Source organism: Bathymodiolus heckerae thiotrophic gill symbiont (genome assembly GCF_900180345.1).
Lineage (GTDB): Bacteria > Pseudomonadota > Gammaproteobacteria > PS1 > Pseudothioglobaceae > Thiodubiliella.
Window position 1 is genome coordinate 1 of the sequence record NZ_FXLV01000040.1, and the last position, 14,211, is coordinate 14,211.

The following is a 14,211-nucleotide window of genomic DNA, read 5'->3' on the forward strand; positions in this document are numbered from 1 at the left end:
TGTTAGGTTGATTTGCCAAATGTAGGGCTTCTAGTTTAAACGCTTTGGTAAAGGCTGTGTATTTTATGGTCATTTTGGATTCCTAAATTGTTGTAATTTGGTGTCCAGTTTATTGGGGGAATTTCACACCGCCCTCTTTATGAAAAAAATTCACTTAAATAAATATTGTGAGGTCTTAGCAGTATTTATAATGAAACCTTCTTTTAAGGATTTTTTTATATGTGCGTATGAATCAAATTAATGAAAAAGATAAGCAGTTATTCAGAGACACTGTTGATGCGGAAGTGCTAATGAATAAGGATGGTGTTAATCAAATAAATAAGGCTGAAAGAAAGCCAGCATTCACGGCATATAGTTTTGTTCTTGATGGCAGAATTGGGGGTGAAGAAATTGTAAATTATGCACAGGACGGTATATCAGAAAAACAGATAAATATAATGAAACACGGTCATATTGACAATACGGCGAGTATAGATTTGCACGGATATACACCAGAAAAAGCTTGTGAGGCTTTGTCAAATTTTATGTATCATCATCAGTTTGAGCGGTTTGTGCATATCATTCATGGCAAGGGGTATCGTTCTGACAATGAAATGAGCGTGCTAAAAACCCAAGTGGTGGATTTTTTAAAGCAACATCCACAAGTATTGGCTTTTCACTCTTGTCCGCCCAAAGATGGGGGTGCAGGTGCAGTTTTTGCGCTATTAAAGAAATAATTATGCTACAACCTGACTTCAAACTTGATTTTAATACCGATGAGATTTACTCAGTGTCTGACTTTTTGTCGCTGTGCCATTCAAGTATTGAAAACAACATCCCAACTTGTTGGCTACGAGGCGAGATTTCTAATTTTTCTAGTCCTGCTTCGGGGCATTGGTATTTTTCTTTAAAAGACAAGCAAGGGCAGATTCGTTGTGCTATGTTTCGCCTAAGTCAGCGCAACACCAAGTTTATCCCTGAAAATGGTATGGAAGTTTTATTGCAAGCAGCGCCAACACTCTATCAAGTACGGGGGGATTTTCAGCTGATTGTCCGTCATATTGAGCCTGTGGGTGTGGGTAATTTACAGGCTGCCTTTGAGCAATTCAAGGTCAAATTGCGTGATGAGGGTTTGTTTGACGCGCAATACAAAAAATCACTACCTGCCGTGGTTAACACTATCGGCGTTATTTCCTCCTCCAATGGTGCGGTGATTCAAGACATTATTAAGGTGCTCAATAAACGCTATCCTTTTGCTGAAATATTGTTATTTGACTGCGTAGTACAAGGCGAAGGATCGGCAGAAAAACTCGCCCAAGCCATCTATGCCGCTGATAAATCTGGACGCTGCGATGTGTTGATTTTGGCACGAGGTGGTGGCTCGCTAGAAGATTTATGGGCGTTTAACGAAGAGCTGTTAGCAAGAGCTATATTTGCCACCACCACGCCTATTATCAGCGCTGTTGGGCATGAAACTGATACCACCATTGCTGATTTTGTCGCCGATATGCGTGCGCCCACACCCAGTGCAGCGGCTATGCTAGCAACGCCAGATAGACTGGAATTATTAACCAAACTGAGCAAACTGCACGCCAATTTGGTGCAACGCACACAACAAACTTTAAGCCATTATCAGCAGCAATTAAACCAGTTAGATTTGAATTTACCAAGTTTTAATCGACAATTAAATGTGTTTGCACAAAGGCTGGATGAGTTAAATACACGCCTAGATTATCAGGTAAAAATAACACTTAATTTACACCAAGGCAAACTAAATACGCTATTTGAGCAGTTAAAACAACACTCACCAATCACTAGCATTAAACACAAACAACAACTTAATCAGCTAGCAAAAATACAGTTAAACAGTCATATTAAGCGCACTATTTCTCAACAACAGTTGAATTTATCAAACCTGACTCAAAGCCTAGAAAAATCCATACGCCACCACCTTGAACAGCAACAATACAAGCTTGCTAGACACAGTGCAGGGCTTCATCATCTCTCGCCATTAAATACGCTTTCTCGTGGTTATAGTATCTCTATGCGAGAAGATAATCAAGTACTAGACTCTGTATCTCAGGTTAAAATAGGCACATTAATAAGCACACGATTAAATGATGGAAAAATTTATGCCAAGGTTGAAAAAATTGAAAATAATTAGCCTTTTCTTGCTGTTATTTTCCAATGTTATACTGGCAAATATAACCGTTGAAAATACATCCGTTCCTGGCGGCGTTGCAGTGATTGATTTTGAGAGCAATCACAGCAATCCAAAGGCATTCTACCGCACAGTACCCCTATATGTGCAACACATTAAAGATAGGCACTGGCAGGTGTTAGTGGGTATTCCGTTACTAGAAAAATTGGGCAAAAAATCCATCACTGTACAGGGGCTTTCTACGCAAACTTTGAATTTTGAAGTTAAAAAACACAACTACACTGAGCAGCATATTACCCTCAAAGGCAAAAATAAAAAATATGTCAATCCTAATTTAGCACACATGAAACGCATTAACCAAGAGCGCCCTATTTTGTCAAAAGCCAGAACTGTTTTTTCTGACAAAACTCTATCCAATGGATTGTTTTCCCGCCCTGTTGATGGCATCACCACCAGCCCTTTTGGGCTTAAACGCTTTTACAATGGGCAAGCACGCAGACCACACACTGGGCTAGATTACGCAGGTGGTATTGGCACACTAATCAAAGCACCAGCTGATGGCAAGGTGATTTTAATCGGTGAATATTTCTTTAACGGCAAGGCGATATTTCTAGACCACGGGCAAGGCCTGATTAGTGTGTATATTCATCTTAATAAGCATTTAGTTAAACAAGGTCAATCGGTTAAACAAGGTGAAGTTATCGGCAAAATTGGGCAAAGCGGGCGAGCAACTGGTCCACATCTGCATTGGGGCGTTTATCTTAATCGCACTGCCATTAACCCAAATTTATTTCTTGATGAGCAAGGGTTATAATGCACTCTGATGTTTCTTTATTGCGTAGATTAGGTGCTATTTCGTATGATGTTTTCTTAGCCTTTTCGTTGGCGTTTTTTATTATCGGCGTTATTCTTATTATATTTTTTGAAAAACAAGCCCAAACCGATATTTTGATGTTTTTCATCTATTTACTCACCAGTTATTTTTATTTTACTTGGTCGTGGGTTAAAGGCGGGCAAACCCTAGGAATGAAGGCTTGGAAATTTAACATCGTGCAAAATAATGGCAAAAATATTACCCACAAACAAGCACTCATTCGTTTTGTATTATCGATTGTGTCGTTTTCAACTGTGGGGCTTGGGTTTATTTACCAACTATTTAGCAAAGATAATCTCACCTTGCACGACAAGTTTTCCAACACACGACTGATAAGGAATTAATGGTAAACTTTTTCTATCGATATTGGATTACTGCTGTTCTCATTGTCGTGCTGATAACCCTGATTCGTCAAAATTTCTTCATCAATCAATTCCCATTTTCATTAAGAGAAAAACAAGAAATTATTGACAAAAATAAACAAAGCAACCAGTTGTTAAAACAACAAAATAAAATAAAAATCATTGAATTAAAGGCAGTAAATGCAACGGATGGGGAGATTTTAGAATCTCAGGCACGCTATCGATTTGGCTTGGTTAAAGAAGGCGAACGCTATTATCAAATTAGTGAATAGGTGTAATTATGGTTAATCAACATTTTCTTATTGTTCCTGCGAGTGGTATTGGCAGGCGTATGAATGCACAAAAACCTAAGCAATATTTAAAACTAGAAAATGGCTTAAGTGTACTTGACCAAACACTGAAAACTTTGCTGAATATTGAGCAAATTAAAGGTTGTGTGGTTGCCATTGCACAGAATGATACGGAATTTAAAAACTCAATATTTTCTAATCATAAAAAACTATTGGCAACCGCTATTGGTGGCAAGCAGCGGTCTCATTCTGTGCTATCAGCGCTCAAGGCACTACGCCCTTTTGCCAAAGACAACGACTGGGTGCTGGTGCATGACGCTGCTAGACCTTGCGTAAAAGCCAGCGAAGTGGTAAACCTAATCAAGCAACTCAAAGACAGCCCTGTTGGTGGTTTGTTGGCCACTCAAGTGGTCGATACCATTAAAAAATCTCGTCATCATATTGTTGAAACCACCTTAGACAGGTCTGAACTTTGGCAAGCACAAACGCCCCAAATGTATCGTTTTGGTGTATTATCCAAGGCATTAGAAAATGTGATGAAAAATAATTTAATGATTACTGATGAGGCGAGCAGTATTGAGTATTTAGGCTTGAAGTCTGTCTTGGTTCCTGCGAGTAAAAGCAATCTAAAAATAACCACGCCAGAAGATTTAGAACTGGCTAATTTTTACCTAAATTCTACTTTAAAACTATGACTAAAACCGGAATTGGACAAGACTCTCACGCCTTTGGCAACAAAGATAAGGCGTTAATTTTAGGGGGCGTTGTATTTGAACATCCTCAGGGATTAAAGGGCAATAGCGATGCGGATGTTATTTTGCACTCCATCACCAATGCTATTTCTTCTATTACTGGTGTGAATATATTAGGCGCTAAGGCTGACGAGCTGTGCCAACAAGGCATCACTGATAGTGCGCAATACCTAAAACTCGCACTGAGTGATTTGGCTGATTGGCAGATTGAGCATATTGCCATTGCCATTGAATGCTTGGTACCCAAAATTACACCAAAAATAGCGCAACTCAAAGCCAGCATTGCGAATTTAACCAACACCAAGATTAGTGATATTGGTATCACTGCCACCACGGGTGAGGGATTGACGGCTTTTGGTAAAGGTGAAGGTATTCAAGTATTTAGTATTATCAGCGTCTCAAAAATATGAATAGTCTACGCCCTGTTTCTAATTCTAGAATTAAACATATTCATTTTATTGGCATTGGCGGCTCTGGCATGAGCGGGATTGCCGAGGTATTGCATAATCTTGATTACCAAATTTCAGGCTCAGACCTCAACCAAAGTCCTATTACTGAACGCCTGCAAAAATTAGGCTGTCAGATTTTCAACGCCCATCATCAAAACAATATAAGTAATGCCGATGCGGTGGTTGTCTCCAGTGCGATTGACAAGAGAAACCCCGAACTTATCAAAGCACATAAAATGAATATTCCCGTTGTACCTAGAGCAGAAATGCTGGCTGAGATTATGCGTTTTCGCTTTGGCATTGCGGTGGCAGGTACACATGGAAAAACCACCACCACCAGTTTAATTACACATATTTTAAATACTGCCAAACTAGACCCAACTTATATTATCGGCGGTATTTTAAATTCTAGTGGCATTAATGCAAAACTCGGTGAGAGTGATTATTTGGTGGCTGAGGCAGACGAATCTGATGCGTCTTTCCTATTATTACAGCCTATGCTCAGCGTCATTACCAATATTGACCAAGACCATATGAGCACTTATGACAATGATTATAAGAAACTCGCTGATGCTTTTATTAACTTTACCTCCAATCTACCTTTTTATGGTGCTTGCGTATTGTGTGGCGATGACACTGGCGTAAAAGGCATATTGAGCAGTATTCATCGGCCTTTAATCACTTATGGTTTTAGCAACGGGATGGATATTCAAGCCATTAATATCAGCCAATGCGACAGAAGAATGCGCTTTGAAGTGATTTGCACCCCTAAAAAACAATCTTTTAAAGTTGAGCTTAATCTTATCGGTAAACACAATATTCTTAATACTTTAGCAGCTATTGGTGTGGCTTGTGAGTTGGATATTGGCATTGAGCTGATTCAAAGTGCCTTAAAGAGTTTTACAGGAGTTGCACGCCGTCTTGATTATCACGGTGTGTTGAATATTGCCAATCAACAAGTAATTTTATTTGATGATTACGGGCATCACCCTAATGAAATCATAGCAGTATTTGAAAGCCTGAGAAATACTTATCAAGATAGGCGTTTGGTGGTGATTTTCCAGCCACATCGCTATACACGCACACGAGATTTGTTTGATGATTTTTCCCACGCCTTGTCCAAAGTAGATGCGCTTATTTTGCTTGATATTTACCCTGCCAGCGAGCAACCAATTGCCAATATTAACTCCACCACATTGGCAAATAGCATTCGCCAACGCTGTGCACTTGACCCAATCGTGGTGAAAAATACCAGTGAAGCGCTAAAAGTATTACCAAATATTGTTAAAAATAATGATGTGTTGCTAACCCTTGGTGCTGGCGATATTCACACCTTGATTGGACTGCTGACAAATGCTAAGTCATAACGAGCCAATGAGCAAATACTGCTCACTCAGAGCAGGCGGCATAGCACAAGATTTTTTTACACCTAGTACATTAAACGAACTGTCTAATTTTTTAAAAAACAACCAAAAACCCATCCTGATGTTGGGATTAGGCAGTAATTTATTAGTGCGTGATGAGGGTTTTGCAGGCGTTGTTATTAAACTTACCCAGCTTAATCGTCTAGATATTAAAAATGATATTATTCAGACAGGTGCAGGGGTAACACTGGCAAAACTCTCTCGATTTTGTGACACTCAAAACCTCAATGGTGCCGAATTTTTAAGTGCCATTCCAGGCAGTGTTGGCGGCGCACTGGCAATGAACGCAGGGGCATTTGACTCAGATTTTTGGTCTACGGTCGATTCTGTTACCACCATCAACACCTCAGGTGCAATATTTAAACGCAATATTACCGAGTTTGACATTGCCTATCGACAAGTTACGCCTCATCACCAAAACGAGGCTTTCATTGGAGCAAATTTGAAATTTTCACAAATGGATAAGCAGCAAGATATTAAATCTTTGCTAAAAAAGCGTAACGCCTCTCAGCCTATTGGGCAATCAAATTGCGGCAGTGTGTTCAAAAACCCACCTAATTATCACGCCGCAAAACTCATTCAAGAAAGTGGTTTAAAGGGCTTTTGTATTGGTGGCGCTTGCATCTCTGACAAGCACGCTAACTTTATTATCAATCAAAACAACGCCACAGCAACTGATATTGAAAACTTAATTAAACATATTCAAGAAAATGTACACTCTAAATTTAATATTGACTTAGAAACCGAGGTAGTGATTGTATGATTTTGGTATTATTAATACCCAGACAAAAGAACGCCCATGATTAACATGGGCGTATTTGTTAACTGTCTTACTTTGCCCAGATAACGCGGTTGAGTTAATTATACATATTAAAATAAGAATTGCAATAATAATTACAACACAGAACAAAAACAATTAGAAAATGAAAAATGAAACAAAACAACGCATCATTGTTTATATTGATGGCTTCAATCTTTACGGCGGTATCCGACAATTTGGACAAGCATACAAGTGGCTAGATGTTGAATCCTTGGCGCAAAGTTTTATTAAAAAAAAGGCAACACTCGTGCAAGTCAAGTTTTTCACTGCCAAGCTGAATGGTAATAATGAAAAGGTAAAAAATCAAACAATTTATCTAAGTGCATTGGCTAAATATTGCAAAAAAACAAGTATTACTTATGGTCATTTCTCCAAAGCACGGAAATGCATACATTGCCATCATAAAAACTTTGAAGAAAAACAAACCGATGTTAATATTGCCTGTGAAATGCTCAAAGATGCCTATCTTGATAATGTTGATACTGCCTATTTAGTTAGTGGAGATAGCGATTTACTTTATCCCGTTAAGGAACTTAAAAAATTAAATAAAACCATTATTACGGTAATGCCACATAAGCGTATTAGCAAGAAACTTGGCAAGGTTGCCACTGCATCTATCAGAATAAACGAAACACATCTTAGAGACAATCAATTACCGATGCAAATTCAAACACCGCGTGGTTTTATAACCAAACCACAAAAATGGCAAAAAATTGCAGTATTAATGGGAGGTAATTCTGCTGAAAGAGAAGTTTCTTTAAGCAGTGGCGAGGCAGTTTACAATGCTTTAAAAAATCAAGGCATTAACTGCTTTAAATTTGATTGGTCGGGGGATAATTTAGACCAACTTTGGGCGCAAAAATTTGATAAAGCCTTGATTGTTTTACATGGTCGTGGCGGTGAAGATGGCGCTATTCAACAACAATTAGAAAATCGCCAACTTGCTTATACAGGCTCAGATTCCAGTGCATCTAAGCAATGTATGAATAAGGCCAGCACTAAGGCTATTTGGACTAAACACAACTTGCCATTAGCAGATTCTGTTACTACCAGTGTTGGGCAAATAGTGCCTGAGATTGATTTCCCACTGCCTTGGGCAGTGAAGCCGATATTAGAAGGGTCAAGCATTGGCATTAGCAAAGTTGAGGATAAAACACAGCTGGATTCTGCCTTAAAAATAGCATTCCAATACGATGATACTGTGCTGATTGAGCAATGGATTGAGGGTGATGAATACACGGTTTCAATCTTAAATGGCAAAGCCTTACCCGTTATTCAGATTAAAGTAAAACGAGGGTTTTATGATTATGAATCCAAATACCACTCAAATGATACGCAATATTTATGCCCATGTGAGCTTTCAAATGCCGACGAGCAAAAGCTACAAAAAATCGCTATACAGGCATTTACAGCAATAAACGCTAAGACTTGGGGGCGAGTTGATTTTATCCTAGACCAAAATAACACGCCTTATTTGTTAGAAATTAATACCGTGCCCGGTATGACCGTTCACTCGCTAGTGCCAATGGCTGCCAAAGCGGCTGGATTGAGTTTTGATGAATTGGTTTTGGCGATTATCAATGATTAGAAAACGCAATAGCCGATACAATAAACGCCAAAAACCGCTGATTGAACGACTCAAACCACTTGCCAAGATTCTGGCTGTTTTTATTGCCCTCAGTCTAAGTATTTGGGGGGGTGTAAAAATCATGGATACTGGTTTTTTAAAAGCAGAGATTGAATGGGAAATTGACAAAAAACTACCTATTACCCAAACAATGCTGGAAAAAAGCATACACCCACTTATCAAAGATAAATACCAATTTGATACAAATGAGATTAAACAAACACTAGAAAACCAACCGTGGATTGCCAAAGTACATATTGGTAGTCAATTATTTTCTAATAAAATTCAAATTAACATCAAATCTCAACAAATCGCTATGCGTTGGAAAAACATAAACTGCAAGACAGACAACGCACCCAATTGCATAGGATATATATCCAGTAATGGTGAGCTATTTATACCTGAAAAAACAGTTATCTCTGATGCGCCATTTGCACACTCTAAAGCCGACCAAGAGACCGTTACTCAACTTTATCAAGACTATCAAAAATACCAAAATACCACAAAGAAAATGTTAATTAAATCCTTTTTTAAGATGCATATTGACACACTTGTATTCAAGCCTAATATTAAAGTGATTTTAGGCTATCAGCAACAACAGCAACGATTGGCACGCTTTTTAAAAGTCTATAAAGAACTCAGAAAAAAAATATCACGCAAGAATCTAGACAAAGCCACCTATGATATGCGTTACCCTAAAGGGTTTTCTCTGAAGTATTAGTGGTTGCAATTAACTGATAACACAACGCCAAACTAATTAATGTCCAATAAAAAATAATCACTTTAACTACCAAACTAATCGCACTGGGGAGTCCGATACTGGATATTAAAAAATTCACCGCCATGACACTCAACAACGGCAACACAACCTGTAAAAAGAACAAGTTTATTTGCGTAATAACACCGATTCCCCACTTAAATTTCAAAGGCTGATCGGTGGCAATATTGATAAAATTCAATGAAATTGGGATAAGAAAAAAAGAAACCACAAAGTGCATCCACATAAGGTTAGCGAGAAGCATTGGCAAACTTGTTGCCAAATTAATAAGAAAAGTTAACCCAATAAAGCCAACAATTTGCCGTAGCTTAAAAATCGGCACCCATGATACACTTTGAGTACCAAAAATCACCAATCGATATATATTAATTGATAAACTAGCAAGTCCGTATAAAGACAATAGTGAATAAATAAAAATATTACTAGAAACCTGAACATCTTCAAGTTTTACTGTATTTTCTTTCTTAAAAATATCCATTAATTCAATAATTTCAGCAGACAAACTTAATAACGGCAACAATAATAATAACGGCAAAATTGACACCTCAACAATCTTTTTCCAATGCGTTAAGGCAAAGGCAAAACTGGTGAGGATAATTTTATTAACAGGTAATTGATTCATGGGCTTACTATGGGTTTAATAATTTTAAGTTTTTTGCCAATTTTTAGTGGCTTTTTGGCAGACAGTTTGTTCCACTGACGCAACTGTGAAACACGCACACCAAATTTATGTGCAATAAGCGATAAATTATCGCCTCGTTTTATGCGATAAGTTATCGTTCTTTTAACGCTGAGCCCGATTTTGGTAAGGTTTTTTAGCTTTGATGCTTGGATTTTTTGTACTTGCCAAATCATTAACTTTTTCCCGATTTGCAAGCCCTTAGTGGCGTTCGCTAAATGATTCCACTTAATGATACTATTAACAGGCACATCATAACGATTAGCAATCAACCATAGGCTTTCGCCCTTAGCAACCTTATGAATGATTTTTTTGCCGTGCTTTCGGTTGCTAAGTCGTTGTATTCTGCGCTGATCTTTAGACAAGGTGTAATAATCATCGGTTTTTTTAGGAATAGGAATGATGATTTTCTGCCCTTGTTTAATTTTCACACCTTTTATGTGATTAATACTTTTGATATAAGCCACTGAGGAATTAAATTTTTTCGCCAATTTATTAAGACTATCGCCTGATTTGATCGTATAGCGCTTATAATTTAGCTGTTTTTTCTTTGGGTAGTTCGCACGAGCCTTCTTAAACGCTGCCACCTTCTCAATTGGCAACAACAGCTCATAACGAGGTGCATCTGGCGTAGCCCAGCGGTTCAAATCAGGGTTAAGCATGTAAATTTTCTCTAAACTCAGCCCAGTCCATTGGGCAATAAGCGACAAATCTAATTGCGAATAAACAAACACCGATTCAAGTTTTGGCGTGATAGTGATTGGCGTGATGGTTTGCCCGTATTTCTCTGGATTTTTAATTAATTCTGCCAATGCTAACAACCTCGGCACATAGCCACGAGTTTCTACTGGTAGGGAAATATTCCAAAAATCTGCTTTTTTTCCTCTGGCTTTGTTCTCAGCAACTGCCCTTTGCACCCTACCTGGTCCAGAATTATAACTCGCAATTGCCAACAACCAATCACCCTTAAACAGCGTGCGTAAGTTCTTCAAATAAGCAACTGCCGCACGGGTTGAGCGAATCACACTACGGCGCTCGTCCACCCAATAATTTTGTTTCAAACCATACATTTTTCCCGTATCGGAAATAAACTGCCACAATCCCGAAGCCGTGCCGTGCGAATAAGAAAATGGATAATAAGCCGACTCAACAATCGGCAATAGCGCCAATTCAATCGGCAAACCCGCCTTCTCCACCTCTTGAACAACCAAATACAAATACGGATCAGCTCGTTTGGTAACCCGTGTGAGATAATCAGGATTTTTTTTAAACCATTTAATATGCCAGTATAAATCCTTTTGACTGCGTGCCTTTAGCGTATGCCCGTTGGCAATATACCGCCATAAATCAGTTTCAATAACTTTAGAAGATGGCTTATAAGTTTGTTTGGTTGCTTTAGGAGATGGTTTGTAAGTTTGTCTTGTTACTTTAGATATTGTCGCTATTGCAGAGGAAGAAACTGCACCTTCGCCTTTACTAACAATCTCTTGTGATGAGCAAGCACTCAACAACAACAAAGACAAAAAAGCTAAAGTTTTTAAGATTTTGAGCCTCCCGCACATTGCGGAGAAGTAGGTGCGCCGTTTTTCATCTGCCACTCACCTGAGGTGTAAGTATGCATTGCCAAAGCATGTATGTGGGTTAATTCTTCTTTGAATAATTGATTGATAAAACGATGTCTGTCAATCAATTTAAAATCAGAAAAATAATCACTCACCACCACCAGTTTAAAATGCGACTCGGTCGCAGTTCCAGAATGATTGTTGGATTCATTAATCACTTCTAAATGTATTGGACTAAGTGCTGTGGTAAGTTGCTCAGTCAAATGTTGCTGCATATTGTTCATTATTTTTCTCCAGCGTTACTTGTAGTAAAGGCAAAAACAAAGGCGTCTGAAAAGAAGTTGTCTTGAATCATCCCTTGTTTAACAAAACTCTTGGCAGCAGATTTTACCATCACTGGCGATCCACAAGCATACACCTCGTAGCCTGTTAAATCCTCAAAATCTTGCAGTATGCTTTCATGCACAAAGCCTGTTTTACCCTTCCAATCGCTGTTTGGCTCTGATAAAACTGGCACAAAATGGATATTATCATACGCATCCGCCCACTGCACAGGTAAATCCATATACAAATCAACCTCGTCTCTCACACCCCAATACAGATAAATTTGTCGGTTTAGTTTGGTGGCAATAGCGTGTTCAACAATCGCCTTAATCGGTCCAAACCCTGTGCCGCCAGCCACTAAAATTACTGGCTTTTTACTGCCTTCTCTAAAGAAAAAATCGCCTTTTGGCCCCTCAAGCCTTAACAAAGATTTCTCTTCCAGCTCGTTAAAAACAAAATGGGTGAATTTTCCACCCTCAATCAAACGCATATGCAACTCAATCACATTGGTATTACTAGGTGCATTAGCAATAGAAAACGCACGAGGCTCAAAATCAGGATGGATTAAATCAAGATACTGCCCCGCTAAATATTGCAACGACTCACTGCCTGGAATTTTCAAAAACACTTGTACCACATCGTGATTAAGGCGCTTAATGCTTTGCACCTTACAAGGCAACGAACGCACCTCAATATCAGCCACACTGTCTAGCTCGTTCACTGCCAATGTCACATTAGATTTGGCATAACACTGGCACAACAACGCCATACCATCAGCCACTTCTTCTGGGGTAATGCCATTCGGAATATCGCCCTCATAACCAATCTCACCCTCAATAATCGTCGCCTTACATTTGCCACAAAAGCCTTTTTGACAACCATAAGGAAAATTCAACCCATGAATCAGCGCATCCTCCAAAAGAGGACTATCGCCATTGGTTCTAAAAAATTTGCCACTCGCTTGATTTTCAATTGTAAACATACTGTTTGTGTCTAATAAATTTGGTGTTGACATTATAATGTAGGTTGCACTCTATTAATACCCAGTAATTAAAAGCTTTTTATGTCTATTCAAACCAACAAAACCATTGTATTTTTAATGGGGCCTACCGCCTCAGGAAAGACCGATTTAGCCATTAAATTAGCACAGCAATTCAAAGTGCGGATTATCAGCGTTGATTCTGCCCTCATTTACAAAGGTATGGACATTGGCACTGCCAAGCCCAACCAAGCCACCTTGCAAAAATACCCCCATCATTTAATTGATATTTGCAATCCAGAAGACAGCTACTCAGCTTTTGATTTTGTTACCGATGCCACGCATCAAATCGAGCTGGCTTTTAGCAAAAACGAGCTTCCTATTTTAGTCGGTGGCACTTCATTTTATTTCCACGCACTAGAACACGGACTATCCAACCTGCCAGAATCCACCAACGAATCAAGAGAAAAATTCAACCAATTACTAAAAAGCAAAGGCACCACCGCACTACACCAAGACCTAGAAAAAATTGACCCCCAAGCCGCCAATCGCATTCACCCAAACGACGCACAACGCATCACTCGTGCGCTAGAAGTATTCGACATCAGCGGCAAAACCCTTAGCCAACTTCAAGGCAACAAACAATCACCCATCGCCCACCCCATCCAAAAAATCATCCTCATGCCCGAACGAGACAAGCTACACCAACGCATCGAACAGCGCTTTTTATCAATGATGGGCAACGGCTTTTTGAGAGAAGTAAAAACCCTCAAACAAAACCCCAACCTCCACGAAAACCTACCTGCCATCCGCTGTGTTGGCTACCGCCAAGCATGGCAATACCTAGATGGCAAAATAGACAAAGCAACAATGATAGAAAAAGCCATCATTGCCACCCGCCAACTCTGCAAACGCCAAAGCACTTGGCTAAGGGGCGAAGAAAATGCCCTGATTTTAGAAAACAACGATATCGAAACAGCAATACAATTTATCCAAAATAATTAGACCCTCTGAGTGCCGTTTACTTATCACCCTGAATTTATTATAGGAGACCTTTGCATAAATAGGGATGATTAGCAAAATTCAATTTTTTCCAGATTGGTGATTTTCTTAAACCTTGTCCTAGCAGGGCTAAGGCTGGGTTTAAAAAA

At 39.0% G+C, this 14,211-nt stretch carries 16 protein-coding genes and 1 pseudogene; 13 read left to right on the forward strand and 4 right to left on the reverse strand.

The window, feature by feature from the left end; translation table 11 throughout:
- Positions 1 to 227 precede the first annotated feature (227 nt).
- The 12 genes and pseudogenes from CRYPD_RS05645 to CRYPD_RS05695 all read left to right on the forward strand — a co-directional run bounded on the left by CRYPD_RS05645 (position 228) and on the right by CRYPD_RS05695 (position 9,459).
- Positions 228 to 716, forward strand: coding sequence for a Smr/MutS family protein (locus CRYPD_RS05645; RefSeq protein WP_138146625.1), 489 nt, complete (start codon positions 228 to 230; stop codon positions 714 to 716).
- A 2-nt stretch (positions 717 to 718) separates the two neighbouring features.
- Positions 719 to 2,143, forward strand: coding sequence for an exodeoxyribonuclease VII large subunit (gene xseA, locus CRYPD_RS05650; RefSeq protein WP_138146626.1), 1,425 nt, complete (start codon positions 719 to 721; stop codon positions 2,141 to 2,143).
- Positions 2,130 to 2,954 carry a peptidoglycan DD-metalloendopeptidase family protein gene (locus CRYPD_RS05655; RefSeq protein ID WP_244610259.1) on the forward strand — a complete coding sequence of 275 codons (825 nt, stop codon included), beginning with the start codon at positions 2,130 to 2,132 and terminating at the stop codon, positions 2,952 to 2,954. Before xseA ends, CRYPD_RS05655 begins: the two co-directional genes overlap by 14 nt.
- The gene (locus CRYPD_RS05660; protein ID WP_138146627.1) at positions 2,954 to 3,358 is read left to right on the forward strand and encodes an RDD family protein; all 405 of its coding nucleotides are present in this window, start codon (positions 2,954 to 2,956) and stop codon (positions 3,356 to 3,358) included. Before CRYPD_RS05655 ends, CRYPD_RS05660 begins: the two co-directional genes overlap by 1 nt.
- Positions 3,358 to 3,648 carry an FtsB family cell division protein gene (locus tag CRYPD_RS05665; protein WP_138146628.1) on the forward strand — a complete coding sequence of 97 codons (291 nt, stop codon included), beginning with the start codon at positions 3,358 to 3,360 and terminating at the stop codon, positions 3,646 to 3,648. Before CRYPD_RS05660 ends, CRYPD_RS05665 begins: the two co-directional genes overlap by 1 nt.
- 8 nt (positions 3,649 to 3,656) lie before the next feature.
- Positions 3,657 to 4,361 (forward strand): 2-C-methyl-D-erythritol 4-phosphate cytidylyltransferase, encoded by a 705-nt coding sequence (gene ispD / locus CRYPD_RS05670; protein WP_138146629.1) that lies wholly within the window; start codon positions 3,657 to 3,659, stop codon positions 4,359 to 4,361.
- A complete protein-coding gene (gene ispF, locus CRYPD_RS05675) occupies positions 4,358 to 4,828 on the forward strand; it encodes a 2-C-methyl-D-erythritol 2,4-cyclodiphosphate synthase (RefSeq protein WP_138146630.1) in 471 nt (156 codons plus the stop codon). The genes ispD and ispF overlap by 4 nt, the downstream gene beginning before the upstream one ends.
- A complete protein-coding gene (gene murC / locus CRYPD_RS05680) occupies positions 4,825 to 6,234 on the forward strand; it encodes a UDP-N-acetylmuramate--L-alanine ligase (RefSeq protein WP_138146631.1) in 1,410 nt (469 codons plus the stop codon). Before ispF ends, murC begins: the two co-directional genes overlap by 4 nt.
- Positions 6,221 to 7,054: a UDP-N-acetylmuramate dehydrogenase gene (gene murB, locus CRYPD_RS05685; protein ID WP_138146632.1), complete on the forward strand. Its 834-nt coding sequence runs from the start codon at positions 6,221 to 6,223 to the stop codon at positions 7,052 to 7,054. Before murC ends, murB begins: the two co-directional genes overlap by 14 nt.
- Before the next feature lie 160 nt (positions 7,055 to 7,214).
- Positions 7,215 to 7,718: pseudogene (locus tag CRYPD_RS08315) on the forward strand (NYN domain-containing protein); the annotation flags it as partial.
- A gap of 117 nt (positions 7,719 to 7,835) precedes the next feature.
- Positions 7,836 to 8,699, forward strand: coding sequence for a D-alanine--D-alanine ligase (locus CRYPD_RS08320; protein WP_244610261.1), 864 nt, complete (start codon positions 7,836 to 7,838; stop codon positions 8,697 to 8,699).
- Positions 8,692 to 9,459 carry a cell division protein FtsQ/DivIB gene (locus CRYPD_RS05695; protein WP_171004355.1) on the forward strand — a complete coding sequence of 256 codons (768 nt, stop codon included), beginning with the start codon at positions 8,692 to 8,694 and terminating at the stop codon, positions 9,457 to 9,459. Before CRYPD_RS08320 ends, CRYPD_RS05695 begins: the two co-directional genes overlap by 8 nt.
- Here CRYPD_RS05695 and CRYPD_RS05700 read toward each other — a convergent pair.
- The 4 genes from CRYPD_RS05700 to CRYPD_RS05715 are packed head-to-tail and all read right to left on the reverse strand — an operon-like array spanning position 9,434 to position 13,063.
- Positions 9,434 to 10,138 carry a hypothetical protein gene (locus tag CRYPD_RS05700; protein ID WP_138146635.1) on the reverse strand — a complete coding sequence of 235 codons (705 nt, stop codon included), beginning with the start codon at positions 10,136 to 10,138 and terminating at the stop codon, positions 9,434 to 9,436. The two genes, CRYPD_RS05695 and CRYPD_RS05700, sit on opposite strands and share 26 nt — an antisense overlap.
- Entirely contained in the window at positions 10,135 to 11,757 is a 1,623-nt protein-coding gene (locus CRYPD_RS05705) for a lytic transglycosylase (RefSeq protein ID WP_244610260.1), read from the reverse strand. The genes CRYPD_RS05700 and CRYPD_RS05705 overlap by 4 nt, the downstream gene beginning before the upstream one ends.
- Positions 11,733 to 12,041 carry a BolA family protein gene (locus tag CRYPD_RS05710; RefSeq protein WP_138146636.1) on the reverse strand — a complete coding sequence of 103 codons (309 nt, stop codon included), beginning with the start codon at positions 12,039 to 12,041 and terminating at the stop codon, positions 11,733 to 11,735. The genes CRYPD_RS05705 and CRYPD_RS05710 overlap by 25 nt, the downstream gene beginning before the upstream one ends.
- Positions 12,041 to 13,063: a CDP-6-deoxy-delta-3,4-glucoseen reductase gene (locus CRYPD_RS05715; protein WP_138146640.1), complete on the reverse strand. Its 1,023-nt coding sequence runs from the start codon at positions 13,061 to 13,063 to the stop codon at positions 12,041 to 12,043. Before CRYPD_RS05715 ends, CRYPD_RS05710 begins: the two co-directional genes overlap by 1 nt.
- An 81-nt stretch (positions 13,064 to 13,144) precedes the next feature.
- Between CRYPD_RS05715 and miaA the strand changes: the two genes are divergently transcribed.
- Positions 13,145 to 14,065 (forward strand): tRNA (adenosine(37)-N6)-dimethylallyltransferase MiaA, encoded by a 921-nt coding sequence (miaA, locus tag CRYPD_RS05720; RefSeq protein WP_138146637.1) that lies wholly within the window; start codon positions 13,145 to 13,147, stop codon positions 14,063 to 14,065.
- The last annotated feature ends 146 nt before the right edge of the window (positions 14,066 to 14,211 follow it).